Annotated in this window: 27 protein-coding genes and 3 pseudogenes; 15 read left to right on the top strand and 15 right to left on the bottom strand. The window is 72.1% G+C overall.

Going from position 1 to position 23,800, the window contains the following annotated elements; translation table 11 throughout:
- Positions 1–33: 33 nt before the first annotated feature.
- Positions 34–1,287, top strand: coding sequence for a GNAT family N-acetyltransferase (locus ACIQZN_RS18130; RefSeq protein WP_403994305.1), 1,254 nt, complete (start codon positions 34–36; stop codon positions 1,285–1,287).
- 6 nt (positions 1,288–1,293) lie between these two features.
- Here ACIQZN_RS18130 and ACIQZN_RS18125 read toward each other — a convergent pair whose 3' ends face one another.
- Positions 1,294–1,614: a hypothetical protein gene (locus ACIQZN_RS18125; RefSeq protein ID WP_403994302.1), complete on the bottom strand. Its 321-nt coding sequence runs from the start codon at positions 1,612–1,614 to the stop codon at positions 1,294–1,296.
- Here ACIQZN_RS18125 and ACIQZN_RS18120 point away from each other — a divergent pair.
- On the top strand, positions 1,613–1,951 hold the full coding sequence (locus ACIQZN_RS18120; protein ID WP_403994299.1) for an alpha/beta fold hydrolase: 339 nt from the start codon (positions 1,613–1,615) through the stop codon (positions 1,949–1,951). The genes ACIQZN_RS18125 and ACIQZN_RS18120 overlap by 2 nt on opposite strands.
- Here the strand turns inward: ACIQZN_RS18120 and ACIQZN_RS18115 are convergent.
- The 4 genes and pseudogenes from ACIQZN_RS18115 to ACIQZN_RS18100 all read right to left on the bottom strand — a co-directional run.
- A complete protein-coding gene (locus tag ACIQZN_RS18115) occupies positions 1,935–2,342 on the bottom strand; it encodes a hypothetical protein (protein WP_403994296.1) in 408 nt (135 codons plus the stop codon). The two genes, ACIQZN_RS18120 and ACIQZN_RS18115, sit on opposite strands and share 17 nt — an antisense overlap.
- Positions 2,343–2,361: 19 nt before the next feature.
- On the bottom strand, positions 2,362–3,063 hold the full coding sequence (locus tag ACIQZN_RS18110; protein ID WP_403994293.1) for an N-acyl homoserine lactonase family protein: 702 nt from the start codon (positions 3,061–3,063) through the stop codon (positions 2,362–2,364).
- A 148-nt stretch (positions 3,064–3,211) separates the two neighbouring features.
- A pseudogene (locus tag ACIQZN_RS18105) lies at positions 3,212–3,595 on the bottom strand (cupin domain-containing protein); the annotation flags it as partial.
- Positions 3,592–3,759: pseudogene (locus tag ACIQZN_RS18100) on the bottom strand (alpha/beta fold hydrolase); the annotation flags it as partial. The pseudogenes ACIQZN_RS18105 and ACIQZN_RS18100, both read right to left, overlap by 4 nt.
- Position 3,760: 1 nt before the next feature.
- On the opposite strand from ACIQZN_RS18100, the pseudogene ACIQZN_RS18095 reads away from it, so the two are divergent.
- Positions 3,761–4,316 (top strand): annotated as a pseudogene (locus tag ACIQZN_RS18095) (alpha/beta fold hydrolase); the annotation flags it as partial.
- Between the two features lie 69 nt (positions 4,317–4,385).
- Here the strand turns inward: ACIQZN_RS18095 and ACIQZN_RS18090 are convergent.
- Positions 4,386–5,117 (bottom strand): SMI1/KNR4 family protein, encoded by a 732-nt coding sequence (locus ACIQZN_RS18090; protein ID WP_403994290.1) that lies wholly within the window; start codon positions 5,115–5,117, stop codon positions 4,386–4,388.
- 119 nt (positions 5,118–5,236) lie between these two features.
- On the opposite strand from ACIQZN_RS18090, the gene ACIQZN_RS18085 reads away from it, so the two are divergent.
- The 3 genes from ACIQZN_RS18085 to ACIQZN_RS18075 all read left to right on the top strand — a co-directional run bounded on the left by ACIQZN_RS18085 (position 5,237) and on the right by ACIQZN_RS18075 (position 6,836).
- Complete coding sequence (locus tag ACIQZN_RS18085) at positions 5,237–5,644, top strand: helix-turn-helix domain-containing protein (RefSeq protein WP_391268761.1); 408 nt, start codon at positions 5,237–5,239, stop codon at positions 5,642–5,644.
- Between the two features lie 50 nt (positions 5,645–5,694).
- Complete coding sequence (locus ACIQZN_RS18080) at positions 5,695–6,384, top strand: hypothetical protein (RefSeq protein ID WP_403994288.1); 690 nt, start codon at positions 5,695–5,697, stop codon at positions 6,382–6,384.
- A 116-nt stretch (positions 6,385–6,500) separates the two neighbouring features.
- Complete coding sequence (locus ACIQZN_RS18075; protein ID WP_403994285.1) at positions 6,501–6,836, top strand: DUF2516 family protein; 336 nt, start codon at positions 6,501–6,503, stop codon at positions 6,834–6,836.
- On the opposite strand, the gene ACIQZN_RS18070 is transcribed toward ACIQZN_RS18075, so the two are convergent.
- From ACIQZN_RS18070 to ACIQZN_RS18060, 3 genes are all read right to left on the bottom strand, one after another.
- Positions 6,818–8,158, bottom strand: coding sequence for a PP2C family protein-serine/threonine phosphatase (locus ACIQZN_RS18070; RefSeq protein WP_403994282.1), 1,341 nt, complete (start codon positions 8,156–8,158; stop codon positions 6,818–6,820). The two genes, ACIQZN_RS18075 and ACIQZN_RS18070, sit on opposite strands and share 19 nt — an antisense overlap.
- A 650-nt stretch (positions 8,159–8,808) precedes the next feature.
- Positions 8,809–9,861: an NlpC/P60 family protein gene (locus ACIQZN_RS18065; protein WP_403994279.1), complete on the bottom strand. Its 1,053-nt coding sequence runs from the start codon at positions 9,859–9,861 to the stop codon at positions 8,809–8,811.
- Positions 9,862–10,173: 312 nt separating this feature from the next.
- Positions 10,174–10,953 (bottom strand): class I SAM-dependent methyltransferase, encoded by a 780-nt coding sequence (locus ACIQZN_RS18060; RefSeq protein WP_403994276.1) that lies wholly within the window; start codon positions 10,951–10,953, stop codon positions 10,174–10,176.
- 210 nt (positions 10,954–11,163) lie between these two features.
- Between ACIQZN_RS18060 and mshA the strand changes: the two genes are divergently transcribed.
- The 3 genes from mshA (at position 11,164) to ACIQZN_RS18045 (ending at position 14,146) form a co-directional block, all read left to right on the top strand.
- Entirely contained in the window at positions 11,164–12,525 is a 1,362-nt protein-coding gene (mshA, locus tag ACIQZN_RS18055; protein ID WP_403994273.1) for a D-inositol-3-phosphate glycosyltransferase, read from the top strand.
- Between the two features lie 52 nt (positions 12,526–12,577).
- The gene (locus ACIQZN_RS18050) at positions 12,578–13,102 is read left to right on the top strand and encodes a YbjN domain-containing protein (RefSeq protein ID WP_403994270.1); all 525 of its coding nucleotides are present in this window, start codon (positions 12,578–12,580) and stop codon (positions 13,100–13,102) included.
- A 243-nt stretch (positions 13,103–13,345) separates the two neighbouring features.
- Positions 13,346–14,146 carry a hypothetical protein gene (locus ACIQZN_RS18045; RefSeq protein WP_403994267.1) on the top strand — a complete coding sequence of 267 codons (801 nt, stop codon included), beginning with the start codon at positions 13,346–13,348 and terminating at the stop codon, positions 14,144–14,146.
- A 7-nt stretch (positions 14,147–14,153) separates the two neighbouring features.
- Here ACIQZN_RS18045 and ACIQZN_RS18040 read toward each other — a convergent pair whose 3' ends face one another.
- The 3 genes from ACIQZN_RS18040 to ACIQZN_RS18030 form a co-directional block, all read right to left on the bottom strand.
- Positions 14,154–14,402: a hypothetical protein gene (locus tag ACIQZN_RS18040; protein WP_403994264.1), complete on the bottom strand. Its 249-nt coding sequence runs from the start codon at positions 14,400–14,402 to the stop codon at positions 14,154–14,156.
- Positions 14,399–14,647 carry a hypothetical protein gene (locus ACIQZN_RS18035; RefSeq protein WP_073964763.1) on the bottom strand — a complete coding sequence of 83 codons (249 nt, stop codon included), beginning with the start codon at positions 14,645–14,647 and terminating at the stop codon, positions 14,399–14,401. Before ACIQZN_RS18035 ends, ACIQZN_RS18040 begins: the two co-directional genes overlap by 4 nt.
- A gap of 138 nt (positions 14,648–14,785) precedes the next feature.
- Positions 14,786–15,544 (bottom strand): phosphoglyceromutase, encoded by a 759-nt coding sequence (locus ACIQZN_RS18030; RefSeq protein ID WP_403994261.1) that lies wholly within the window; start codon positions 15,542–15,544, stop codon positions 14,786–14,788.
- Positions 15,545–15,729: 185 nt separating this feature from the next.
- Here ACIQZN_RS18030 and ACIQZN_RS18025 point away from each other — a divergent pair, with 185 nt between their 5' ends.
- The gene (locus tag ACIQZN_RS18025; protein ID WP_403994258.1) at positions 15,730–17,034 is read left to right on the top strand and encodes an MDR family MFS transporter; all 1,305 of its coding nucleotides are present in this window, start codon (positions 15,730–15,732) and stop codon (positions 17,032–17,034) included.
- A gap of 37 nt (positions 17,035–17,071) precedes the next feature.
- Here ACIQZN_RS18025 and ACIQZN_RS18020 read toward each other — a convergent pair whose 3' ends face one another.
- Positions 17,072–17,221 (bottom strand): hypothetical protein, encoded by a 150-nt coding sequence (locus ACIQZN_RS18020; protein WP_185992863.1) that lies wholly within the window; start codon positions 17,219–17,221, stop codon positions 17,072–17,074.
- Between the two features lie 210 nt (positions 17,222–17,431).
- Entirely contained in the window at positions 17,432–18,109 is a 678-nt protein-coding gene (phoU, locus tag ACIQZN_RS18015; RefSeq protein WP_403994255.1) for a phosphate signaling complex protein PhoU, read from the bottom strand.
- Between the two features lie 208 nt (positions 18,110–18,317).
- Here phoU and ACIQZN_RS18010 point away from each other — a divergent pair, with 208 nt between their 5' ends.
- The gene (locus ACIQZN_RS18010; protein WP_403994252.1) at positions 18,318–19,592 is read left to right on the top strand and encodes a sensor histidine kinase; all 1,275 of its coding nucleotides are present in this window, start codon (positions 18,318–18,320) and stop codon (positions 19,590–19,592) included.
- Entirely contained in the window at positions 19,589–20,269 is a 681-nt protein-coding gene (locus ACIQZN_RS18005) for a response regulator transcription factor (RefSeq protein ID WP_018519642.1), read from the top strand. Before ACIQZN_RS18010 ends, ACIQZN_RS18005 begins: the two co-directional genes overlap by 4 nt.
- 82 nt (positions 20,270–20,351) lie before the next feature.
- Here the strand turns inward: ACIQZN_RS18005 and ACIQZN_RS18000 are convergent, their stop codons facing one another.
- Positions 20,352–21,014 carry a DUF461 domain-containing protein gene (locus tag ACIQZN_RS18000; protein ID WP_403994249.1) on the bottom strand — a complete coding sequence of 221 codons (663 nt, stop codon included), beginning with the start codon at positions 21,012–21,014 and terminating at the stop codon, positions 20,352–20,354.
- 610 nt (positions 21,015–21,624) lie between these two features.
- Between ACIQZN_RS18000 and ACIQZN_RS17995 the strand changes: the two genes are divergently transcribed.
- The 3 genes from ACIQZN_RS17995 (at position 21,625) to ispF (ending at position 23,729) form a co-directional block, all read left to right on the top strand.
- Positions 21,625–22,107 (top strand): CarD family transcriptional regulator, encoded by a 483-nt coding sequence (locus ACIQZN_RS17995; RefSeq protein ID WP_006380568.1) that lies wholly within the window; start codon positions 21,625–21,627, stop codon positions 22,105–22,107.
- Positions 22,108–22,474: 367 nt separating this feature from the next.
- Positions 22,475–23,221 carry a 2-C-methyl-D-erythritol 4-phosphate cytidylyltransferase gene (gene ispD, locus ACIQZN_RS17990; RefSeq protein WP_403994246.1) on the top strand — a complete coding sequence of 249 codons (747 nt, stop codon included), beginning with the start codon at positions 22,475–22,477 and terminating at the stop codon, positions 23,219–23,221.
- The gene (ispF, locus tag ACIQZN_RS17985) at positions 23,211–23,729 is read left to right on the top strand and encodes a 2-C-methyl-D-erythritol 2,4-cyclodiphosphate synthase (protein ID WP_403994244.1); all 519 of its coding nucleotides are present in this window, start codon (positions 23,211–23,213) and stop codon (positions 23,727–23,729) included. The genes ispD and ispF overlap by 11 nt, the downstream gene beginning before the upstream one ends.
- The last annotated feature ends 71 nt before the right edge of the window (positions 23,730–23,800 follow it).

Genomic DNA, 23,800 nt, shown 5'->3' with positions numbered 1-23,800 from the left:
ACATCCCGTACCGCGCTGCCTAGCGTGGGGCGCATGAACGCCCTCGATATCCGCCCCGTCACCCCGTCCGAGTTCCCCGACTGGCTGCGCGCCCTGAACACCGGCTTCCTGAGGCCGCCCACGCCGCCGGAGGAAGAGGTGTCGGGGCGCCAGGCGTACATGGACCTCTCGCGTACGCGCGGGGCGTTCGACGCGGGGCGGTGCGTGGCCACGTTCCGTTCGTTCGCGCAGGAGCTGACGGTGGTCGGCGGTGCCACCGTGCCGACCGACGCGGTCACCAACGTCACCGTCTCGCCGACCCACCGGCGGCGCGGTCTGCTCTCGCGGATGATGGCGGCGGACCTGGCGGAGGCGAAGGAGGGCGGGGACGTGGCGGCGACGCTGATCGCCGCCGAGTACCCGATCTACGGCAGGTACGGATTTGGCCCGGCGGCCCAGGCGACCGTGTGGGAGATCGACGTCCACCGCACGGGCCTCGACCCGCACCGCCGGGTCCCGGCGGACGGCGACGGCGGCCGGATCGACCTGGTGGACGGCGCGGAGATCCGGAAGCTGGGCCCCGCGCTGCACGACCGGCTGCGGGCCCGGCAGCACGGGGCGGTGAGCCGGGACGACCGCTGGTGGGACAAGACGACGGGGGAGGGGGTCTTCGCCCAGGACCACTGGACCGAACCCTTCTACGCCGTGTACCGGGGCGCGGACGGCACGCTCGACGGGATGCTGGTCTACCGCGCCGACGACCACTGGGGCGACGCGAAGCAGCCGCTGAACGGCGCGAAGGTGCGCGACATGATCGCGGTGACCCCGGCGGCGGAGCGGGCGCTGTGGCACTTCCTGTGCTCGGTGGACTGGATCTCCACCATCCGTACCGGCATCCGCCCGGCCGACGACCTGCTCCCGCTGCTGCTGCCGGACCCGCGCGCGGCGCGTGTGGTGACGCAGGCGGACTTCCTGTGGGTGCGCGTCCTGGACGTCGTACGCGCCCTTGAGGCCCGTACGTACGCGGTGCCCGGGTCGCTGGTCCTGGAGATCCGGGACGCGGCGGGCCACGCGGCCGGCCGCTTCCACCTGGACGCCACCCCGGACGGCGCCACCTGCGCGCCGACGACGCGCTCGGCGGACCTGGCGCTGGACGTCCGGGAGCTGGGGACGCTGTGGCTCGGTGACGAATCGGTCCTGCGGCTGGCGGCGCTGGGCCGCGTGGAGGAGCTGACCCCGGGCGCGGCGGCGAAGGCGGACCCGGTGTTCCGGGCGGCGCGGCGGGCGTGGTGCCCGGACGTGTTCTGAGGCGGGTCAGCCCCGGCGCCACCACCGGAGGAACGCCCTCCCGGGGCTCCGGGGCCCTTGGGCGCGGCGGGCGGGCGGCCGGGCGTTCACGGGGCGCCACGCGTCGTCGGGCGAGGCCATCGGTGCCTGTCGGTCCGCCTGCGCGCGGATCTCGTAGTACGAGGCGTGGGCGGTCGCCCGGAACGCCTCGTCGTACGAGGCCAGCGCGGCCCCCATCGCCGATCCGACGAGCCCGCGCCGCCTGACGCGCACGGCCAGCAGGGCGAGCAGGCCCATGACCGCCGCGAGGACGCCGGTACTGATGAGGAGCGGCAGGAACGAGGCCATGCCGCCGAGCCTAGGGCGTGTCGTCGCCACCCCGGAGCCGGTCGAGTTGCAGGCGGTGGGCCGCCCCGGCAACCCGGAGTCCGTCACCCTCTTCGGAGCCGAGGGGGCGTTCGATCCGCCGGCCACCCGCAAGGCCCTCGCCTCCCTCGCCGCGCCCGTCCTGCTGCTGGCCGGTGCGTACGACCTGAACAGCCCGCCGAGTGCGGTGACCGCGTTCGCCGAGCTGTTCCGGGACGCCGCGCTCGTCGTGCAGCCGGGGGCGGGGCACTATCCGTGGGCGGACGACGCGGAGGCGTTCGGGGCGGTGGTGGCGGGGTTCCTCAGGGGGCGCGGCTGAGGAGGAGGCGTGGGCAGCGCCACCGGCCCGTGTGCGGCGAGCGGTCGGGCTTCTTCGGCGGCGACCCGGTACGGGCTGCGCCCCGGCACGAACGCCTGGACCTGGTAGCCGAACCCGCCGTACCCGTACTGACGGCGATCCATTCCGGCATCGGGTAGCAGGCGCCCCGGACCTTGGCCACCGCGTCGGCGGCGCGCTCGATCTGCCCGGCCCAGGACCGCGACGGGCTCCACTTGAGGACCGCCCGCTGTCCTCCCGTACCGTCCAGGAGCCAGGCCCCCGACTGCACCCCGTCATCGAACCGCCGCAGCAGCCGGAACCGCGTGCCGTGGGCGAGGTTGACCTCGTCCAGGACGCGTCGGGCGGCGCGGTTGTCGTCTCGTTCGGGCATGTCCGGGTCTCCGATTCGTTCAGGACCGCGCCGGCTCCCAGACCGAGCAGTCGTGCGCGAAGAGCACGCGACGCGGGTCGAAGTCGGCCAGCCGGTCCAGCCAGGGCCGATACGGCGGAAGCGGCGGCTCCACGCCTTCCAGGGCCGCGTGGCGCGCCAGCTGGTCGGACGCGAAGTGCGAGGCGAAGTCGTGCGCCTGCCCGGCGAGCACTACCGTGCCGTCGCTCTGCCGGAGCACCAGCGACTGGTGCCCGTCGGTGTGCCCGGGCGTGGGCACGATCCGGATCCCTGGCCGGATTTCGACTTCGCCGGAGACCTCCTCGTACGTCGCGCGGGGGAAATCGATCAGCGCGTCGACGGTGTAGCCGCCCGCGCGGGCGGTGGCCAGTTCGACGTCCTGGACCAGGATGGGCCGGCCGGCCAGGAGGGGGTTCCCGCCGCAATGGTCGAAGTGCAGATGGCAGTTGACGACCATGGAGATGTCGCCGAGGCCGACACCGGCCCCCGACAGGGCCTCCCGCAACGCACGCCGCCGGGGCCGGTAGTGCGCCTCGGTCTCCGGGCCCGCGTCGCCGATACCGGTATCGAAGAGCAGCAGCCCGTCGTCGTGCCGGACCAGATAGGCGAGGACCGGCTCGACGCGCGGCTGCGGGCCGCCCGTCTCGGAGGCGGGCCGGACGAAGTACCCGAGGTCGAGCCGGCGTACCGAGATGCTTCCCATCCGCCCATCCTGGCTGTCCGACCCACCCGCTTGGATCCCCGCATGACGGATTGGCCGCAACTCACCCACGCGTACGGCCCGGCGGACGACGTACCCGTCCTGTCGCACATCCTCGTTCAGCAGCCTGCTGTCAGCAGTTCCTCGACGATCATCTGCGCGGCCTCAGACGCTCGCCCTGGGGCCCGAACATGATCAGGTACTCGACCGGGCCGCCGGGGCCGGCGTTCGCGACCCCGTGCGGGGTGCGGGTGTCGAACTCGGCGAACTCCCCGGGGGTCAGGACGAGATCCTCGTCGCCGAGGGCGAGCCACAGCCGCCCGTACAGGACGCACAGCCACTCGTGGCCGTCGTGGGAGACCTGACGGGGCCGCGCCGGCGGGTTCTCGGGGGCGGGCAGGACGTGCTTGTGGGCGTGCAGGCCGCCGACGTACCGGGTCGGCGGCAGCACCGCCTTGTCGTCGCCGAAGCTCAGCGGCGCCGCGGCACGCGGCTCGGCCCCGGGGCCGAGCGCGATGCCGGCCAACTCGCGAAGACATGGGTGGGGCGGGGGCCGCCGGGCGGCGCGTAGGGCACGCTCAGCAGGCCGACCGTGCGGAAGACCTCGGGGTGGAGCAGGGCGGAGGCGGCGGCGATGTTGGACCCCCAGTCGTGGCCGACGACCACCGCGCTCTCCTCTCCGAGAGCGCGTACGACGGCGGGCCGGATCGGCGGCCCCGAGCAGGAGTTCTACGTCTCCTACTTCCAGGAGCCCGGCCGCGCCGAGGCGGAGATCGAACCCGATGTCCGGGGCTGGCTCGCCGGCATCTACGCGGCCCTGTCCGCCGACACCATGCCCGCCGAGGGCGAACCCGACCCGCACTTCGTCACCCTCGGCGGCGGCCGGCTGCGCGACCGCTTCCCCGCAGGGGTTCTCCCGGCCTGGTTGAGCGAGGACGACCTCGACGTCTACGCCGGGGAGTTCGAGCGCACCGGCCTGACCGGCGCCCTCAACCGCTACCGCAACATGGACCGCGACTGGGAAGACCTCGCCCCCCCACCGCGGAGCCCCGATCACACAGCCGTCCCTGTTCATCGGCGGCGCACTGGACGCCTCCACCACCTGGATGGCCGACGCCATCGACGCCTACCCCACCACCCTCCCCGCCCTGACCGCCTCCCACCTCCTGGACGGCTGCGGCCACTGGATCCAGCAGGAGCGCCCCAACGAGGTCAACCGCCTCCTGACCGACTGGCTCGCCACACTCGGCTTCTGAACGGACGCCGTCGACCGCGCGTCGGTGCCGGCTCGGGTCCACCGGTAGGCGCGAAAGCAGGAAGAACGGCTATGAGTACTCACGTACCCAGTGGCCGGGGAGGGCGGCGCAGAGCGACTCCAGGTCGGCGATCGTGCCTCCCCGAACGTGCAGCCAGCTGTGGTCACTCAGTCCGTCGAGCCGCAAGAGCTTCCCCGGCGCGGAGAACCAGGACACGGGTGACTCCTCCGTCCCCGTCCACATCGGGTACGCGGGAAACTCCACCGGCGCGAACCGGCTCGGCAGCTCTCGGATCAGGTCGGCGGAAAGTTCGCATGCGTTGTAGAACCGTCCTTCGCGGCCGTGCAGCGTCTCGCTGAGCACGAGCTCGACACAGGCCAGGGACACCCGGTCCAGGCAGCGGACCCAACCGTCCCGTGACTGGACGAACACCGGCGGGTCGTCCTGATCGAGGTCCCGCAGCCGTACTCCCCAGAAGGCGCATCCCTGGTTCTCGCTGCGGAAGACGAGCACTCCACCGAACTCGTCGTGCACGAACAGCTCGGAAGGGCGCAGCAGCGGGTCCTGATTGCCGGTGAGGTCGTGACGCGTACCGAGGAGCGCGTACGCCTCGCGCAACGCGGTGGGCAGCGCGAGCCCCAGCGTCTCCTCGGCGCCCTCCAACTCCTCCGCTCGCGTACCCGCGCCGTCGGCGAGCGGCTCCGCCCACGCCGCGGCAAAGTCCCGGACGAAGGCCCAGGCCCGCGCCCTGTCGGGTATCCCACCGCGCAGAGCTTGAGCCACATCGAACGCGTCAACCATGCGGTGGACCGTACCGGCCGGCCGGCTTCGCGGGACTCCGCCAGGTCGTTTGCGGGGGAGCGGAACACTTTTGCAAGCGGCTGCTTGCAAAAGTTAGCAAGACGGGGCAGCATCGAGGCATGGCCTCACTCAACGTCGGCAATCTCGGCGAGTATCTGCGGGAGCAGCGCCGCAGCGCGCAGCTCTCCCTGCGGCAGCTCGCCGATGCCGCCGGCGTGTCCAACCCGTACCTCAGCCAGATCGAGCGCGGGCTGCGCAAGCCCAGCGCCGAGGTGCTGCAGCAGGTCGCCAAGGCGCTGCGCATCTCCGCCGAGACCCTGTACGTACGGGCCGGGATTCTGGACGAGCGGCAGCAGGACGAGCTGGAGACGCGGGCGGTGATCCTCGCCGATCCGTCGATCAACGAGCGCCAGAAGAGCGTGCTGCTCCAGATCTACGCGTCCTTCCGCAAGGAGAACGGGTTGGACGACGAGCCCGAGGCCGGAGCTCCCTTCAATGCCGACGGCAGTGCTGCCGATACAGCTTGAGAGCTCCACCACCCTCACACCCAGTCTGATGATCCGGGAGGACCACAGTCATGGCCATCACCGATGACCTGCGCAAGACCCTCACCGACCCGACCCCCCTCTACTTCGCCGCCGGCACCGCCGACCTCGCCGTGCGCCAGGCCCGCAAGGTGCCCGCGCTGCTCGAACAGCTGCGGACCGAGGCCCCCGAGCGGATCGAGGCCGTACGGAACACCGACCCCAAGGCCGTGCAGGAGAAGGTCGCCGAGCAGGCCCGCGAGGCGCAGGCGACGTTCCAGGCCAAGGTCACCGAGGTGATCGGCGCCGTCGACACCGACCTGAAGAAGCTCGGCGAGAACGCCCAGGACCTGGCGCTGCGCGGGGTGGGCGTGGCCGCCGAGTACGCTGTACGGGCCCGGGAGACGTACGAGAAGGTCGCCGAGCGCGGTGAGCGCACTGTGCGGACGTGGCGGGGCGAGACCGCCGACGAGATCGTGGAGATCGCCGTCGTCGTGGAGCCGCGCAAGGAGTCCGAGCCGGCCGCCGCCCCGAAGCCGGCCGCGCCCGCGAAGGCGGCTCCCGCCGCGAAGCCGGCCGCCGTCAAGCCCGCCACCACGGCCAAGCCCGCCACCACGGCGAAGCCGGCCGCCACCGCCAAGCCGGCCGCCGCGAAGCCCGCCGCTGCCAAGCCCGTGGCCGCCAAGAAGGCGCCGGTGCGGAAGCCCGCCGCGAAGAAGAGCACCCCGCCCTCCGGCAAGTAGCACCGGTGCCGCCGGCAGGTGTGCCGGGGCGGCGGGTGGGCACATTCCGGGTGGCCCGTTCGTTGTCCCGGTACCGTGGCCGCGAGGCGCTTTTCACTGACTAGGCGGTGCACATCATGTTGCTCGAAGGCTTCAATTCGTTCCTCGGGCTGATCTACACGGCCATGCTCGTCCTCGCCGTGGTCGCTTTCGTCATGGCCCTGATGGTTCGCGAGGACGCCTATCGCGCCGCCGACAAGCAGAAGAAGTCGTTCTGGCTGATCGTCCTCGGCGTCGCGGTGGCGGTGAACCTCTGGGTCCCGTGGCTCTTCCTCCAGCTCGCCGGCCTGATCGCCACGATCGTCTTCTTCGTGGACGTGCGGCCCGCCCTCAAGGCCGTCAGCGGCGGTGGCCGCCGGCGCGGCGGCTCCAGCAGCGACGGCCCGTACGGCCCCTACAACGGCGGGCGCTGAGCCCTCGCCGGTGCGGCCGGGCGCGGGCGCGGGATGTGCACGCTCCGCGCGCCGCCCGGGGCCGCCCGGTGCCGGGCGGTGTCCTGGTCGCGGTCGAGCAGCAGGACCGCGACATCGTCCGTCAGCTCGCCGCCGTTCAGCTCCCGCACCTGGGTGACCGCCGCTTCCAGCAGTTCCTCGCCGGTCAGCCCCTCGGTGAGCTGCCGGTTGATCATCGCCACCATGCCGTCCTGCCCGAGGCGCTGCGTGCCGTCGCCGACGCGGCCCTCGATCAGGCCGTCCGTGTACATCATCAGGCTCCACGACCCGCCCAGCTCCACCTGCCGGCGCGGCCACCGCGCACGCGGCAGCAGGCCCAGGGCCGGTCCGCCGTCCTCGTACGGGAGCAGCTGCGCCGCCCGTCCGTGGCGGGCGATCAGCGGCGCGGGGTGCCCGGCCAGGCACAGGCCCGCGCGGCGGCCGTCCGGGGCGATGTCCACCGTGCAGAGCGTCGCGAAGATCTCCTCGCTCTCCCGCTCGTGCTCCAGGACCTCCTGGAGTGTGGACAGCAGCTCGTCGCCGCACAGCCCCGCCAGCGTCAACGCGCGCCACGCTATGCGCAGTTCCACGCCGAGCGCGGCCTCGTCCGGGCCGTGGCCGCAGACGTCGCCGATCATCGCGTGCACCGTGCCGTCCGGGGTGCGGACCGTGTCGTAGAAGTCCCCGCCGAGCAGCGCGCGGCTGCGGCCCGGGCGGTAGCGCGCCGCGAAGCGCAGGTCGGAGCCGTCGAGGAGCGGGGTCGGGAGCAGCCCGCGTTCCAGCCGGGCGTTCTCCTGGGCGAGCAGCCGGGACTCGGTGAGCTGGTGCTGCGCGACGTCGGCCCGTTTGCGTTCGACGGCGTAGCGGACGGCCCGGCTCAGCAGCCTGCTGTCCAGCTCGCCCCGGAAGAGATAGTCCTGCGCGCCCACCCGGACCGCCTCGGCGGCCAGCTCGGCGTCGTCCTCCGCGGTGAGGGCGAGCACGGCGTGCCGGGGCGCGATGCGCAGGACGTGCTTGAGGGTGGCGAGCCGGTCCTCCTCGCCCTCCCCGTCGCCCCGCGCCTCGGCGCCGGCCGGCAGGGCCAGGTCCAGCAGGATGCAGTCCACGTCGTCGGTGAGGAGCCGGCCGGCCTCGGTGAGGTTCCGGGCGGAACGGATACGGACCCGGGCACCGGCCGCGGCGGAGAGTTCCGGTGCGGTGAAGGTGCCCGCGGGGTCGTCCTCGATGACGAGGAGGGTGAGGCCGGCGCCGGAGCTGTTCTCCGCGGCGGGCACGGAACACGGCTGCGGTACGGGTACGGGCATCGGTTCGGGTTTCCTTCCCTCCCCCCGAGGGCGCGGCGGAGCGACGATCGACGACCCGCCAGACGGGGACCATAGCGGTCCGGACCACGGGAACGGAATGCCGACCCGCCCGCCGCGCCTGGCATATGCACCGCCATAAGCCGCGTCCCACCACGGATCAGGCACGGTGGGCCGCGCCTTGGCGGCCGATCCCGACATGACAAAGGTCACGCCCCCGGCCGTGGTCGGCTGCGCCGACACCCGACCGCCGAAGGCCCGCCCCGGGGCCGGCCGCCGACGGGTGAGCCCGACGCCGCCCCGGGGCGCCCTCCCCGCCGGGCCCGACGACCGCGCCGCCGCGTCCCGGCCCGGCCCGGAACGGCGCAGGCCCCGCCCCGCCAGGGCCACCGGCGTCCGGCGCGACGGCGCACCCCCGCATCGGTACGGGCCGCCGCAGCCGCATCCCGCTCCGCCCGGGGCAACCGCGTCCGGTGCGGCGACGCGCCGCTGCATCCGCATCGGTCTCCGCGACCGTGCCGCACCCCGCCAGGGCCACCGGCGTCCGGCGCGACGGCGCACCCCGCATCGGTACGGGCCGCCGCAGCCCCGCCCCCCCAGGGGCACCCGCGGCCGGCGCGGCACCGCACCCCCCGCCGCCGTCCGCCCAAGGACTACGCGTCGGGGCGGACCACGCCGAGTATCTGCATGGAGCCCGCGCCCGCCAGGGTGACGTCGCGGCCGGGGCGGGGGGCGTGGATGATCTGGCCGTTGCCCACGTACATGCCGACGTGGGTGGCGTCGGCGTGGTAGATGATCAGGTCGCCTGGGCGCATGTCCTCGATCGCGATGTGCGGCAGCAGCCGCCACTGCTCCTGCGAGGTGCGCGGGATCGGGCGGCCCGCCGCCGCCCACGCCTGGGACGTCAGCCCGGAGCAGTCGTACGACTTGGGGCCCTCCGCGCCCCACACGTACGGCTTGCCGATCTGCGCGGTCGCGAAGGCCACGGCCTTCTTGCCGAGCGGGCTCGCGTCCCGGTTGATCTCCTTCAGCGCGCCGGAGTCGAGCCACGAGGTCTGCGCCTGCCGCGCCGCCTCCCGCTCCATTTCGAGGAGCCGGGCACGCTCCTCCTTCTCCAGCCGCGATTCCAGCTTCTTCGCCGCCGCTATCTGCGAGTTGATCTTCTTCTTGGCCTTGGCCTGCTTGACCCGGTTGGCTTCCAGCTTGGTCCAGTTGGTGCTGGCGTCCTTGGTGTAGGTCTCCAAGTCCTGCTGGGTCCGGGTCAGTTCCTCCAGGAGCCCCTTGGTGGCCTGCTGGCCCTGGTGGGTGCGGCTGATGCCGTCGAGGAAGAGCTGCGGGTCGCCGCTGAGCATGAGGCGTGCGCCCGGCGGGAGCCCGGCGTTGCGGTACTCCTCGCGGGCCTGGGCGCCGGCCCGGTTCTTGAGGGCGGTGATCTTCGCCTGGCCCTCGACTATCGACTGCGCCAGCTCGACCAGCTCGCCCGACTGCTTCTTGGCCTTCTCCTCGGCGAGGTTGTACGCGTCCGTGGCGGCGCCCGCCTCCAGGTACAGCTCGTCGATCTCCGCGCGCACCTGTTCCAGGCTCTTCCCGCCGCCGTCGGCGGACCCTGGCGGTGTCGGCGCGGCGAATGCCTGGACCGGCGAGGCGAGGACCGCCAGCGCGCAGACCAGGGTCATCGCGGCGGCGGCACAGTGGCGTCGGTACACGAGCTCCCCCTCCGAGCAGTTCCCAACTGTTCGAGCAGTTCCAGAAAACTGATTAACCGTCAGTAACATGTGGCGTCGACCAGATCGTGCCATGCCGTACTGAAAAGCAACAGAGGCAGACACACTCCGGCCTTCGGGCGGCACTTCGCTATTCCGTCACTCCCCGCCACCCCCACGCCCCCCGACGTCCCACTCACTCCGACGAACGATGACCGCCGGCCGTTCCCACCGCAGGGGTGAATCCCGGCGCAATGCGGAAGAGCCCACGCGCCCACATCAGGAAGCGCCCTCGCGCCTCCCGAGTGCGCCCCCTCACCACCCCCCGGGCTCCAGCGCCTCCCACGCCACCGTGACCTCGCCCTGGCGCCACCGCCGCACCCCGTCCGTCAGCGGCCAGTCGCCCGAGAGTGCCCGCACCGCCGTGATCCAGCGCTGCCGGGCCCCCAGTGAGGCGTAGGGCGCCGCGGCCGCCCACGCCCGGTCGAAGTCGCGCAGGAAGGCGTGCACCCGCTCACCCGGGACATTGCGGTGGATCAGCGCCTTCGGCAGCCGTTCGGCGAGATCGGACGGCCGGTCCAGCGAGCCGAGCCGGGTCGCGAAGGTCACCGTGCGCGGCCCCTCCGGCCCCAGTGCCACCCACACGTGCCGGCGCCCGATCTCGTCGCAGGTGCCCTCCACCAGCAGCCCGCCCGGCGCCAGCCGCTCGCACAGCCGCTGCCAGACGCCGGCCACCTCGCCCTCGTCGTACTGGCGCAGCACATTCGCCGCCCGGATCAGGGCCGGCCGCTCCGGCAACGGGATCTCGAAGCCGCCGTGCCGGAAGGTGAGGCCCTCGCGCGCGTACGGCTGCGCGGCGGCGACCCGCTCCGGGGAGATCTCGATGCCGACCACCGCCGTGCGCGGTTCGGCGGTGCGCAGGCGCTCCAGCAGCTCGACGGCGGTCCAGGGCGCGGCCCCGTAACCGAGGTCGACGGCGACGGGGGTGTCGGCGCGGCGCAGGGCGGGGCCGTGCGTGGCGGCGATCCAGCGGTCCATGCGGCGCAGCCGGTTCGGGTTGGTGGTCCCGCGCGTCGCGGTGCCGATCGGGCGCATGACACAGAGCGTAACGATCCGGGCGGATGCGGGCGCCGGGCGGGCGGGAGACGATCGGGACGGCCTCGGCGTTTGCCCCGTAATGATTTGGCAAAGCGGAAATGAAAGGAGGGATTCCGCTGTTCCCCACCTTCGAAGGGACCGTGTGCCCCTTCGGTGCCATGCCGTGAAACGCGTTGGCACCGGGGCCCAGCGAGGAGGACGGACGACGTGACCCAGTACGTCTCTCGGCTCGGCACCAGCCGTGGCGCACCACGTCGCAGGTTCCCCGCAGGTCTCACCGGCTCCTTCACCGCAGGTCACCGCAGGCCCCGCCGCATCGCGATGCTCTCCGTGCACACCTCCCCGCTGCACCAGCCGGGGACGGGCGACGCCGGCGGGATGAACGTGTACATCGTGGAGCTGGCCAAGCGGCTCGCCGCCATCAATATCGAGGTCGAGATCTTCACCCGCTCCACCACGGGCGGGCTGCCGTCCGCCGTGGACCTGGCGCCCGGTGTCCTCGTCCGGCACGTCGACGCGGGGCCGTACGAGGGGCTGGCCAAGGAGGAGCTGCCCGCGCAGCTCTGTGCCTTCACGCACGGTGTGATGCAGGCGTGGGCCGGTCAGCGCCCCGGTTATTACGACCTCGTCCATTCCCACTACTGGCTCTCCGGACACGTCGGCTGGCTGGCCGCGCAGCGCTGGGGTGTTCCCCTCGTGCACGCCATGCACACCATGGCCAAGGTGAAGAACGCCGCGCTTGCCGAGGGCGACACCCCCGAGCCCGCCGCCCGGGTCATCGGCGAGACCCAGATCGTGGACGCCGCCGACCGGCTGATCGCCAACACCGCCGAGGAGGCGGGGGAGCTGGTCCGGTTCTACGACGCCGACCCGCAGGCCGTGGCCGTCGTCCATCCCGGCGTCAACCTCGACCGCTTCCGCCCGGGCGACGGCCGGGCCGCCGCCCGCGCCCGTCTCGGCCTTCCGCAGGACGCCCTGATCCCCCTCTTCGCGGGCCGCATACAGCCGCTGAAGGCCCCCGACGTGCTGCTGCGCGCGGTGGCCGTGCTGCTCGACCGGGATCCCTCGCTGCGGTCCCGGATCGTGGTGCCCGTCGTCGGCGGCCCCAGCGGCAGCGGCCTCGCGAAGCCGGAGGGGCTGCAGAAGCTCGCGGCCCGGCTGGGCATCGCGGACGTCGTGCGGTTCCACCCGCCGGTCGGGCAGGACCAGCTCGCCGACTGGTTCCGGGCCGCGTCCGTGCTGGTCATGCCCTCGTACAGCGAGTCCTTCGGGCTCGTCGCGGTCGAGGCCCAGGCAGCCGGGACACCGGTCGTCGCGGCGGCCGTGGGCGGCCTCCCGGTGGCCGTGCGCGACGGGGTCAGCGGCTTCCTGATACCCGGGCACGATCCGGCGGCGTACGCCCTGGCGCTGGAGCGGTTCGCGCAGGCGCCGGAGCTGGTCGCCCGGATGGGCGGGGCGGCGGCGGAGCACGCCGAGCGGTTCGGCTGGGACACGGCGGCCGCCGCCACGGCGGAGGTGTACACGGCGGCCATCCAGGAACACCGCAGGCGGACGCGCACCCGCGCGTGACCCCCGTACGCCCCCGACCGCGCGTCCTTACCGCCTGACGTACGCTCGAAACATGGCTGACGCACCCGTACCGGCGAAGAACGAGGCCACCAGGGCCGCCCAGGTCCTCGAAGCGAGCTTCGCCGACGCCGGGCTCGAATGGGAGAGCCCCGCACCGGGCAACTACGTCGTCCAGCTCCCCGGCACCCGCAAGCTGGCGACCACCTGCTCACTAATCGTCGGCGCGCACAGCCTCTCCCTCAACGCCTTCGTCATCCGGCACCCCGACGAGAACGACGCGGCGGTGCACCGCTGGCTGCTGGAACGGAACCTGCGTCTGTTCGGTGTGAGTTACGCGATCGACCAGCTCGGGGACATCTACCTCACCGGCAAGCTGCCGCTGTCCGTGGTGACGCCCGAGGAGGTGGACCGGCTGCTCGGCTCCGTGCTGGAGGCGGCGGACGGCGCCTTCAACTCCCTGCTGGAGATCGGTTTCGCGACCGCGATCCGCAAGGAGTACGCCTGGCGGGTCTCGCGCGGCGAGTCCACCCGTAACCTCGACGCCTTCGCGCACCTCACCCAGCGTCCGGCGGACTGACCTCGCGTCACCCCCGTACGCGCGTCGCGGACTCGATCTCCTTGAGCGTGTCCTCCAGGCGGGGCGCGACCTCGTAGTGATCACGACGTCGTCACGATCACGTGCGATGCCCAAGGTAAAGGATTGCCAAACCACAGCGGGCTCATAGAGTTGGCTCACCCCCACGCACCCCCATTTCAGCCGCGCCGAACCCGGCGGGGCTGCTCGCGTGCGGGCGAAACACTTTGAGCAGAAGGACGGGCCATGCGACCCACTGTCATACGCCGTACCGCCGTTGCCGCCACCGTGATGTCCCTGGCGCTGTTCACCGCCGCCTGCGGTTCGGACAGTGACGACAAGGACGGCGGCAAGGCGGCCGGCTCCTCGGCCCAGCCGTCGGAGACGGGTGCCGACAAGGGCGCGGAGGCCCCCGCGAAGCCGCTGTCCGCCGCCGAGCTGGAGCAGGTCTCGCTGGCGCAGGGCGACGTCAAGGACCACGAGATCACCAAGGCCGGTCCGGCCGACCTGATCGACGCCAAGGACGTGACGGCGGACAAGGAGTCCTGCGACGTCTTCGGTGACGCGCTGATGGGCGCCAAGGCCGGTACGCCCGCCGCCACCACGCAGCGCAAGGTGGCCAGCGTGCCGAAGAAGGGCGCGGACAAGGACATCGCCGACCCGGAGGAGGCGTTCAAGGCCGCCTTCGACATCACGACCACGATGACCACGCTCGCGTCGTACGAGGGCAAGGGCGCCGAGGAGACGCTCGCCGCGCTGCGCACCGCCGCGACGGACTGCGCGGGCGGCTTCACGCTCACCGTCGGCGGGGACAAGCAGAAGGTCGCCAAGATCGCGGAGGAGCAGGTCAAGGGCGGCGAGGAGGCGGCGGCCTGGACGGTGACGGTGGAGTCGGACGGCGAGAAGAACACCCTCAAGCTCACCGCGCTGCGCCAGGGCGCGACGCTCGCCACGCTCAGCTCGATGAACCTCGCGGCCGCGGGCTCCGGCGAGGACTTCGACCTGCCGACCGCGGTGATCGACGCCCAGGCGAAGAAGCTCGCCTGACCTCCCGTCAGGGAAAAGGAAGCGGAACGAGCCGTACGACGGTGACGGTGAGGACCGAACCGGAGACGTAATAGAGCACGATCGCCCCGGCGACCGTCGCCTCCCGGCGATCGTGCTCCCCCTTGACGGCGGTCGACCCGTGGCCGTACGGCTCACGCCCCAGGGTCGCCGCCATCTCGTCCCGGAATGTTTCACCGTCCGCCATCTTGGCAAGGGTGTCGTCGGCGGGCGGCGCGTAGGAGATCCGGAAGCTCAAGCGACGCTCCGCCTCTCGGCCTCGTCCCGCGCCAGCCGGTCCAGAATCCGCTCGGCCTCCGGATCGGGCACGGCCTCCAGCATCCAGTGCCGCATCACGGCCTGGATCTCATGCACCCCGGCCTCATTGATGGCCCGCTCGAACTCCGCCCGCCGCCCCTCCGGCAACGCGTCCCGGATCGCCGGAATGCTGTTGGGCACCTCGACCTCGGCACCCCCGACAAAGGTCTTCAAAGGCTCACCCATAACCGCCCTCCCGCTCTTCCCCGCATGGCGCACAGGGTACGGGCCGGGGTGACGCGCGTCACGTCCGGCTGGGGGGTCTCGGGGTACGAAGAAGCCCCCGCCTGACCAAGCAGGGCGGGGGCCTTCGTGGGGCAGGTGTTACTTCTTGCCCTGGTTCTTCACGGCCTCGATGGCCGCCTTCGCGGCGTCCGGGTCGAGGTACGTGCCGCCCGGGTTCAGGGGGCGGAAGTCCGCGTCGAGTTCGTAGGCGAGCGGGATGCCCGTGGGGATGTTCAGGCCCGCGATGTCGGCGTCGGAGACGCCGTCGAGGTGCTTGACCAGGGCGCGGAGGCTGTTGCCGTGGGCGGCGACCAGGACTGTGCGGCCGGTCAGGAGGTCCGGGACGATGCCGTCGTACCAGTACGGCAGCATGCGCGTGACGACGTCCTTCAGGCACTCCGTGCGCGGGCGGAGCTCCGGCGGGATCGTCGCGTAGCGCGCGTCGCCGCTCTGGGAGAACTCGGTGCCGTCCTCAAGGGCGGGCGGCGGGGTGTCGTACGAGCGGCGCCAGAGCATGAACTGCTCCTCGCCGAACTCGGCGAGCGTCTGCGCCTTGTCCTTGCCCTGGAGCGCGCCGTAGTGGCGCTCGTTCAGACGCCAGGAGCGGTGTACGGGGATCCAGTGGCGGTCCGCGGCCTCCAGCGCGAGCTGGGCGGTGCGGATGGCGCGCTTCTGGAGGGAGGTGTGCAGCACGTCGGGGAGCAGGCCGGCGTCCTTCAGCAGCTCACCGCCGCGGACCGCCTCCTTCTCGCCCTTCTCGGTGAGGTTGACGTCCACCCATCCGGTGAACAGGTTCTTCGCGTTCCACTCGCTCTCGCCGTGGCGGAGGAGGATCAGCTTGTACGGTGCGTCGGCCATGAGTCCGAGCGTAATCGAACCCGTCCGAGCCGCGCGCGACCGGTCACAGAGCGGACAGGGCCGTCGATTGACGGCGCCCGTCAATCGAGTGGCAGCCGGGCCTCACGGATTCGTAATGTTCGGACCGTCGGTGGACCACTTACTTCCCCGGCGCCATCCGTCGTACGTCCCTGGGGGGAACCCGTATGTCTGCCACCGGTCTCGGACGGGCCACCCGTGCCACCCGGGAAACCGTCTCCGGGCTCCCCAGGGAGTTCTGGTGGCTGTGGACCAGCACCCTGGTCAACCGCCTGGGCGCGTTCGTCGCCACCTTCATGGCCCTGTATCTGACCCTGGACCGCGGCTACTCCGCCTCGTACGCCGGTCTCGTCGCCGCCCTCCACGGGCTCGGCGGCGTCGTCTCCTCACTCGGGGCCGGGGTGCTGACCGACCGCATCGGGCGGCGGCCCACCATGCTCGCCGCCCAGCTCTCCACCGCCGCCGCGGTCGCCGTGCTCGCGTTCATGACGCATCCGGTGGCCATCGCCGGGGTCGCCTTCCTCGTCGGCATGGCGAGCAACGCCTCCCGCCCGGCGGTCCAGGCGATGATCGCCGACATCGTCCCCGCGAAGGACCGGGTGCGGGCCTTCTCCCTCAACTACTGGGCCATCAACCTCGGCTTCGCGGTCTCCTCCGCCGGCGCCGGGTTCGTCGCCGAGTACAGCTACCGGGCGGGCTTCCTCGGCGAGGCCGCGATGACGCTCGTCTGCGCGATCGTCGTCTTCCTGAAGGTGCCGGAGTCCCGCCCGGAGCGGACCGGCGGACCCACGGTCGGCGGTGTGCGCGCAGACGACGGCGTACGGCTCTCCACCGTGCTGCGCGACGGACGGTTCATGGGCGTCGTCGGCCTGTCGTTCGTGATCGCGCTGATCTTCCAGCAGGGTTACGTGGGCCTGCCGGTGGCCATGGGCGCGGACGGGCTCAGCAGCTCCGACTTCGGTACGGCGATCGCCGTCAACGGCGTCCTGATCGTCGTGCTCCAGATCCCCGTCACCCGGTTCATCCAGAGCCGCGACCCGCGCCGGCTGCTCGTCGCCTCCTCGCTGCTCGCGGGGTACGGGTTCGGGCTGACCGCCTTCGCCGGTTCCGTCGGGGTGTACGCGCTGACCATCAGCGTGTGGACCGTCGCCGAGATCATCAACGCGCCCGTGCAGAACGGCCTGGTCGTCCAGCTGTCCCCGGCCCACGGCAGGGGCCGCTACCAGGGGGTGTACGCCCTGTCCTGGTCGGCCGCCGCGCTCATCGCCCCGCTGATGTCCGGTGTGGTCATCGACCACTTCGGCGCCGGCTGGCTGTGGGGGACCACCGCCCTCCTGGGCACGGTGGCCTCCGCCGGCTACTGGCTGCTCATGCGCGGCCTGCCGGCGGCGGAGACCACGGTCGCGGAGACCGGCACACCGGTGCGACCGGCCGGGGCACGGGTCACGAAGGCGGAGGCGTCACCCTCGTAACCCGTACGTCACCCGTACGGTCCAGCGGCCCGCGGCGTCAGCCGGAGCAGCCCCCGCACTGGCACGGCGCCCCGGACTGGCAGCCGCACCCGCAGCCCGAGCCGCAGCCGCAGGCGCCCAGGACGGTGAGCGGCACCACCTCGGCGGGGGCCTCGCGCTCCGGTTCGGTCATGGGGGAATCGGCCATGGTTCCTCCTCAAGGCGTACGACAGAGCCGCACGTCCACCGAGGGACCCGCGACCGGGGCGTACGGACACGTCGTGCCGCCCCAACCCATTGCATGCCCACCCGGACGGGCGCATCAACGGCGCACACGCGCAGGAACGTGTGTGCGAGCCGTGTGCGCGGGCGTGCGCCCGGCCGCCGAGCGCCCCGCCCTTCCCGCGCCGGAGCCCTCCTAAGCCCCCTCGACCGAAGAGGACTGCTGGATCTCGTCCGCGTGCTCACCCGTCACCAGGTAGACGACGCGCTTCGCCACCGACACCGCGTGGTCCGCGAACCGCTCGTAGTAGCGGCCGAGCAGGGTCACGTCGACGGCCGTCTCGATGCCGTGCTTCCAGCGGTCGTCCATCAGGTGCTGGAACAGCGCGCGGTGCAGCAGGTCCATCTCGTCGTCGTCCTGCTCCAGCTGGAGCGCGAGGTCGACGTCCTTGGTGACGATCACCTCCGCCGCCTTCGCCATCAGGCGCTGCGCGAGCTGGCCCATCTCCAGGATGGTGGCGTGCAGGTCGTGCGGGACCGCGGACTGCGGGAAGCGCAGCCGGGCCAGCTTGGCGACGTGCTGGGCGAGGTCGCCCGAGCGCTCCAGGTCCGCGCTCATCCGCAGCGACGTCACGACGATCCGCAGATCGGTCGCCACCGGCTGCTGGCGGGCCAGGAGCGCGATGGCCCGCGCCTCCAGCTCGTGCTGGAGGTCGTCCACCTTCTGGTCGGCGGCGATCACCGACTCCGCCAGCTTCAGATCGGCGTCGAGCATCGCCGTCGTCGCCCGGCCTATCGCCGAGCCGACGAGCCGGGCCATCTCGACCAGGTCCTCGCCGATCGAGTCGAGTTCCTCGTGGTACGCGTCACGCATGGGTGTCCCTCTCCAGTCCTTGACCGAGGCCGGGGCCCGCCGACGACCGGCTCCGAACCCCACGGCACCACCGTGACGGGCGTACGCGTCGGATTCCGACCGGCCAAGTGAACCGGCCCTTGCCCCTCGGTGAACTCTGGGCGACGAGTGGCCGAGGAGGCACCCCGACGGCTGGGAGAGTGTCCGACCTGCCGCATAACCTGGACACATGGACGTGAACGCGGCGGTCGCCGCAGCTGCCGCGATCGCCGGTGTCGGTACCGGCGTGATCGCCATGCTGGCGTTCCGCTGGAGCGAGCGCGACCAGAAGAAGCCGACGCGCACCTCCCTGCGGTCCGACAGCGGCGCCCCGCTCCCCCCGGGCGTCGACACGGTGCTGTCCGTGCTCAGCTCCTCGGCGGTGGTGCTGGACGAGAGCGACAGCGTCGTCAAGGCCAGCTCCGCCGCTTACGCGCTGGGGCTCGTCCGGGGCGGCCGCCTCGCCGTCGAGCCGATGCTCAACATGGCGCGGGACACCCGCCGTGACGGTGAGATACGCCAGGTCGAACTGGACCTTCCGCGTCGCGGCACGGGCCGGGGCGAGGCCCTGGCGGTCTCCGCGCGGGTCGCCCCGCTCGGCTCCCGCCTGGTGCTGCTGCTCGTGGAGGACCTCACCGAGGCCCGCCGCATCGAGGCGGTCCGGCGCGACTTCGTCGCCAACGTCAGCCATGAGCTCAAGACCCCGACCGGCGCCCTGTCCCTGCTCTCTGAGGCTGTGCTCGACGCCTCCGACGACCAGGAGGCCGTCGAGCACTTCGCCCGCCGCATGCAGATCGAGGCGACCCGGCTCACCAACCTCGTCCAGGAACTGATCGACCTCTCCCGGGTGCAGAACGACGACCCGCTGGAGGACGCCGAGCCGGTCCGCGTGGACGAGCTGGTCGCCGAGGCCATCGACCGCTGCCGCCAGCAGGCCGGCTCCAAGCAGATCACCATGGCCGCCGGCGGCACCGCCGAACTGCGGATATGGGGGAACCGGGGCCAGCTCGCCGCAGCGCTGGGCAATCTGGTCGAGAACGCCGTCAACTACAGCCCCGCCCGCACCCGCGTCGGCATCGCCGCCCGCCGCGTGGTCGTGCCCGGCGGGGACGAGATCGAGATCGCCGTGACCGACCAGGGCATCGGCATCTCCGAGAAGGACCGGGAACGGGTCTTCGAACGCTTCTACCGCGTCGACCCGGCCCGCTCACGCGCCACCGGTGGTACGGGCCTCGGCCTGGCCATCGTCAAACACGTGGCCGCCTCGCACGGCGGGGAGGTCACCGTGTGGAGCTCGGAGGGACAGGGCTCCACCTTCACCCTGCGGCTGCCCGAAGCGGGCTCCGCACGCGGCCGGGACCGCGCGTCCGGCGGCCCGCTCATCGTCAACGGCGACGAGGCGTCGCACCCGGACGCCACCCCAGACTCCTTCGATTCATTCCCTTCCCCGGAGGCCCTTCCGTGACCCGAGTGCTTGTCGTCGAGGATGAGGAATCCTTCAGCGACGTCCTGTCCTACATGCTCCGCAAGGAAGGCTTCGAGGTCGCCATCGCGGCCACCGGACCCGACGGCCTGGACGAGTTCGAGCGCAACGGCGCCGACCTCGTACTGCTCGACCTGATGCTGCCCGGACTCCCCGGCACCGAGGTCTGCCGCCAGCTGCGCAGCCGCTCCAACGTGCCCGTGATCATGGTGACCGCCAAGGACAGCGAGATCGACAAGGTCGTCGGCCTGGAGATAGGGGCCGACGACTACGTCACCAAGCCCTTCTCCTCCCGCGAGCTCGTCGCCCGCATCCGTGCCGTGCTGCGCCGTCGCGGCGAGCCCGAGGAGGTCGCCCCCGCCGCCCTGGAGGCCGGACCGGTCCGCATGGACGTCGACCGGCACGTCGTCACGGTCTCCGGCGGCAAGGTCGACCTGCCGCTGAAGGAGTTCGACCTGCTGGAGATGCTGCTGCGCAACGCGGGCCGGGTGCTGACCCGGATGCAGCTCATCGACCGGGTCTGGGGCGCCGACTACGTGGGCGACACCAAGACTCTCGACGTCCACGTGAAGCGGCTGCGCGCCAAGATCGAGCCGGACCCGGGCGCGCCCAGGTTCCTGGTGACGGTGCGGGGCCTCGGGTACAAGTTCGAGCCGTAGGCCGGCCCGTACGCATGACATGGCCGAGGCGCCTCCCCCCGGTGGGGAAGGCGCCTCGGCCATGTGCGGTGCGGGGTGCGGCTCAGCCGGGCTGGCCGGACTCGGAGGCCGAGGACGAGGCAGACGCCTCGCCGGACGGGCTGCCGGAGGCGTCCGGCGACGCGGAGTCGCTCGGGGAGCCCGAGGGGGAGCCGGACGGCGAGGCGTCCGGAGTCTCCGAGGGCTCGGGCAGCGCGCTGGGGCCGAAGCCCTTGAAGTAGTGCTCGGCCGGGACGACGGAGGCGCCCAGCGAGATGTCGCCGGAGCGGCTGAGCTTGAAGACCAGCGGCTGCACGTTGCCGTTCTCCGTGGCCTCGTGGCCGTTCTCGATCACGGCGGAGGCGTTGCCCTGGCCGCCCAGGATCACCCGGCCGCCGGCCGGGACGACGACCGGACCCGAGCCCTCGGCGGGGTGCAGCTGCACGGTGCCGCTGCCGCCCTTCAGGGTGATGGAGTCGAGCGTCTCCGGCTTGGAGCCGTTGTTGAACAGCGTGGCGGTGACGACCGCCGGGCCCTTGGCGTCGCGTTCGGGCTGGGTGATGACGTTGGCGTTCTGGATCTTGATGGCGCCGGACCGGGTGGAGGCGTTGTCCGGCCGCACCCCGAGCGTCTGCGCGTTGTTGCCCGCGCCGCATGCGGTGAGCGCGGTGATCGAGAACGCGATGGCAGTGGCGGCGAGGGCGCCGTGTCGAAGGCTGCGGCTCACGGCGGCGGCAACTCCTTGAACGTGCGGACGGGTACGGACGGGGCGGGCGCCTGGGGTAAAGCCGCCCTAAGGGTCTGTCAGCCGTCAGGTTACCGAGCCCTTCTCGCCGCCCCGCACCCGACCCGCCCCTGACGGGCCCGGGATCGCGGGGCCCGGACACGTACGGACATTCGCTGTCTCTTCACATAACGCGCTTGATCAAATTCCGGCCACACGTTCGCCCCGGGCTTCCTGGCTGTTCACGGACGGTGGCGCATTCATTGCGCATAATCCCCGCCGGGCCCGTACGTTGATCAATTTCATTGGCCATCGGTACTTACGTCCGAACGAGTGATCCATCATCGAACGGGCTACGGAAAGTTCAGCAAGCGGAACCCGACAAAACGGGACGTTCGACCCCTTCGGGGTGGACCGGAGTGTGTGTAACGTCCGCGTTTCTCCGTCGCCGGACAGCCGCTCCGACCTGCGAATACCCGCTTCCGAGGGCCCTCCGCAGCACGTCCCTGTCTCTCTTGTCAAGCCCCGAGATATGCCCTGACCTGCGAAAACGCCATTCGGGAGTAGCGATTCTCGTGTTACGCTTGATAGCCACGGAAGGGGTACCTGTCACATGACGTTCAAGGTTGGCGACACCGTGGTCTATCCCCATCACGGGGCCGCGCTGATCGAGGCTATCGAAACTCGCCAGATCAAAGGCGTGGACAAGACCTACTTGGTGCTCAAGGTCGCTCAGGGCGACTTGACGGTGCGTGTGCCGGCGGACAATGCGGAGTTCGTGGGCGTGCGCGACGTAGTCGGGCAGGAAGGGCTGGACCGCGTCTTCGAGGTGCTGCGCGCACCGTATGCCGAGGAACCGACGAACTGGTCCCGGCGCTACAAGGCAAATCTCGAGAAGCTCGCGTCCGGCGATGTCATCAAGGTTGCCGAAGTCGTTCGCGACCTGTGGCGTCGTGAGCGTGAGCGCGGACTTTCCGCAGGTGAGAAGCGCATGCTCGCCAAGGCGCGCCAGATTCTGGTGAGCGAGCTCGCCCTCGCGGAGAACACCAACGAGGACAAGGCCGAGGCTCTCCTCGACGAGGTCCTCGCATCCTGAACCGGATGGCACCGGTCATCACGACCGGGCCGCACCGGCCGTAGATAATGTGCCGCGGTGCCCGCTGACCAGCCGTATTCACGCTGTGTCGTCGGGCGCTGCGGCATGTTCGGACATGCCAGCCCGCAATCCAACGGCGAATTCCGGCCACATGCCGACGATCCCCCGGTACACGTCCTTGGTACGTTGCTCGCGATCTTGCTGAACCCGGCGTGCGAGACCGACCCCGAACGGCCGCGGCGTGTCCCGGCTCGCCCGGGGTCACGGAAAGGGTCCCGGTCGAGTCATGGCGCAGCGCCCGGCTCGCTTGTGCCCCTACCCACGTCGGCCGTGGACACAAACATGCCGAAGCCTCGGAGTGCAACCGATGTCTGAACAACCGCGTCCTTACCGCACGGCCGCCGTGATCCCCGCGGCCGGCCGCGGCGTACGGCTCGGCCCCGGCGCCCCCAAGGCGCTCCGCGCGCTCGGCGGGACGCCCATGCTCGTCCACGCCGTCCGCGCCATGGCGGCCTCCCGGCATGTGTCCCTGGTCGTCGTCGTCGCACCGCCCGAGGGCGTCGCCGAGGTCCGCAGCCTCCTGGACGAGTACGCCCTGCCGGAGCGCACCGACTTCCTCGTCGTGCCCGGCGCCGACACCCGCCAGGAATCCGTGCGGCGCGGCCTCGACGCGCTCCCCGACACCATCTCCGCCGTCCTGGTGCACGACGCGGCCCGGCCCCTCGTCCCCGTGGACACCGTCGACGCGGTCGTCGAGGCCGTACGCGACGGCGCCCCCGCCGTCGTTCCCGCCCTGCCGCTCGCCGACACCGTCAAGGAGGTCGAGCCCGGGGCCCCCGGCGCGCCCGAGCCGGTGCTCTCCACCCCGGCCCGCGCCCGGCTCAGGGCCGTACAGACCCCGCAGGGCTTCGACCGCGCCACCCTGCTCCGCGCCCATGAGCAGGTCGCCGTCAGCGGCGAGGGCGCGACCGACGACGCCGGCATGGTCGAACAGCTCGGCGCGCCCGTCGTCGTCGTCCCCGGACACGAAGAGGCGTTCAAGGTCACCCGCCCCCTGGACCTGGTCCTGGCCGAGGCGGTTCTCGCACGCAGGAGGGCCAACGATGGCTTCTGAGACCCCCGGGCCCGCCCAGGCCCCCGCCCCCGTCATTCCGCTCGTCGGCATCGGCACCGACATCCACGCCTTCGAAGAGGGCCGCGAGCTGTGGTGCGCCGGGCTGCGCTGGGACGGCGAGGGCCCCGGTCTGGCCGGCCACTCCGACGCGGACGTCGTCGCCCACGCCGCGTGCAACGCGCTCTTCTCCGCCGCCGGCCTCGGCGACCTGGGGCAGCACTTCGGCACGGGGCGCCCCGAGTGGTCCGGCGCCGCCGGGGTCACCCTGCTCACCGAGGCCGCCCGCATCGTCCGCGCGGCGGGGTTCGAGATCGGCAACGTGGCCGTGCAGGTCGTCGGCGTACGACCGAAGATCGGCAAGCGGCGCGAGGAGGCGCAGCGGGTGCTGTCCGACGCCGTCGGCGCGCCCGTCTCGCTGTCCGCCGCCACCTCCGACGGGCTCGGCTTCACCGGGCGCGGCGAGGGCATCGCCGGCCTCGCGACCGCCCTCGTCTACCGCACCGGCTGACCCCCGCGCGGGCAGGCCCGCACCGGCCCCCGTAACAACTGCGCCCGCAATATCCACAGGGGCGCGGGGCA

It is taken from the genome of Streptomyces sp. NPDC097595 (genome assembly GCF_044761525.1).
Lineage (GTDB): Bacteria > Actinomycetota > Actinomycetes > Streptomycetales > Streptomycetaceae > Streptomyces > Streptomyces drozdowiczii_A.
Note: the sequence above shows the minus strand (reverse complement) of the source record. Positions and strands in the feature narration are given on the sequence as shown.

Bases quoted from the DNA above. Each gene is read 5' to 3' on its own strand.
- ACIQZN_RS18130 (WP_403994305.1), top strand. From the start codon at position 34: ATGAACGCCCTCGATATCCGCCCCGTCACCCCGTCCGAGTTCCCCGAC.
- ACIQZN_RS18120 (WP_403994299.1), top strand. From the start codon at position 1,613: ATGCCGCCGAGCCTAGGGCGTGTCGTCGCCACCCCGGAGCCGGTCGAG.
- ACIQZN_RS18125 (WP_403994302.1), bottom strand. From the start codon at position 1,614: ATGGCCTCGTTCCTGCCGCTCCTCATCAGTACCGGCGTCCTCGCGGCG.
- ACIQZN_RS18115 (WP_403994296.1), bottom strand. From the start codon at position 2,342: ATGCCCGAACGAGACGACAACCGCGCCGCCCGACGCGTCCTGGACGAG.
- ACIQZN_RS18110 (WP_403994293.1), bottom strand. From the start codon at position 3,063: ATGGGAAGCATCTCGGTACGCCGGCTCGACCTCGGGTACTTCGTCCGG.
- ACIQZN_RS18090 (WP_403994290.1), bottom strand. From the start codon at position 5,117: ATGGTTGACGCGTTCGATGTGGCTCAAGCTCTGCGCGGTGGGATACCC.
- ACIQZN_RS18085 (WP_391268761.1), top strand. From the start codon at position 5,237: ATGGCCTCACTCAACGTCGGCAATCTCGGCGAGTATCTGCGGGAGCAG.
- ACIQZN_RS18080 (WP_403994288.1), top strand. From the start codon at position 5,695: ATGGCCATCACCGATGACCTGCGCAAGACCCTCACCGACCCGACCCCC.
- ACIQZN_RS18075 (WP_403994285.1), top strand. From the start codon at position 6,501: ATGTTGCTCGAAGGCTTCAATTCGTTCCTCGGGCTGATCTACACGGCC.
- ACIQZN_RS18070 (WP_403994282.1), bottom strand. From the start codon at position 8,158: ATGCCCGTACCCGTACCGCAGCCGTGTTCCGTGCCCGCCGCGGAGAAC.
- ACIQZN_RS18060 (WP_403994276.1), bottom strand. From the start codon at position 10,953: ATGCGCCCGATCGGCACCGCGACGCGCGGGACCACCAACCCGAACCGG.
- ACIQZN_RS18050 (WP_403994270.1), top strand. From the start codon at position 12,578: ATGGCTGACGCACCCGTACCGGCGAAGAACGAGGCCACCAGGGCCGCC.
- ACIQZN_RS18045 (WP_403994267.1), top strand. From the start codon at position 13,346: ATGCGACCCACTGTCATACGCCGTACCGCCGTTGCCGCCACCGTGATG.
- ACIQZN_RS18035 (WP_073964763.1), bottom strand. From the start codon at position 14,647: ATGGGTGAGCCTTTGAAGACCTTTGTCGGGGGTGCCGAGGTCGAGGTG.
- ACIQZN_RS18030 (WP_403994261.1), bottom strand. From the start codon at position 15,544: ATGGCCGACGCACCGTACAAGCTGATCCTCCTCCGCCACGGCGAGAGC.
- ACIQZN_RS18025 (WP_403994258.1), top strand. From the start codon at position 15,730: ATGTCTGCCACCGGTCTCGGACGGGCCACCCGTGCCACCCGGGAAACC.
- ACIQZN_RS18020 (WP_185992863.1), bottom strand. From the start codon at position 17,221: ATGGCCGATTCCCCCATGACCGAACCGGAGCGCGAGGCCCCCGCCGAG.
- phoU (WP_403994255.1), bottom strand. From the start codon at position 18,109: ATGCGTGACGCGTACCACGAGGAACTCGACTCGATCGGCGAGGACCTG.
- ACIQZN_RS18010 (WP_403994252.1), top strand. From the start codon at position 18,318: ATGGACGTGAACGCGGCGGTCGCCGCAGCTGCCGCGATCGCCGGTGTC.
- ACIQZN_RS17995 (WP_006380568.1), top strand. From the start codon at position 21,625: ATGACGTTCAAGGTTGGCGACACCGTGGTCTATCCCCATCACGGGGCC.
- ispD (WP_403994246.1), top strand. From the start codon at position 22,475: ATGTCTGAACAACCGCGTCCTTACCGCACGGCCGCCGTGATCCCCGCG.
- ispF (WP_403994244.1), top strand. From the start codon at position 23,211: ATGGCTTCTGAGACCCCCGGGCCCGCCCAGGCCCCCGCCCCCGTCATT.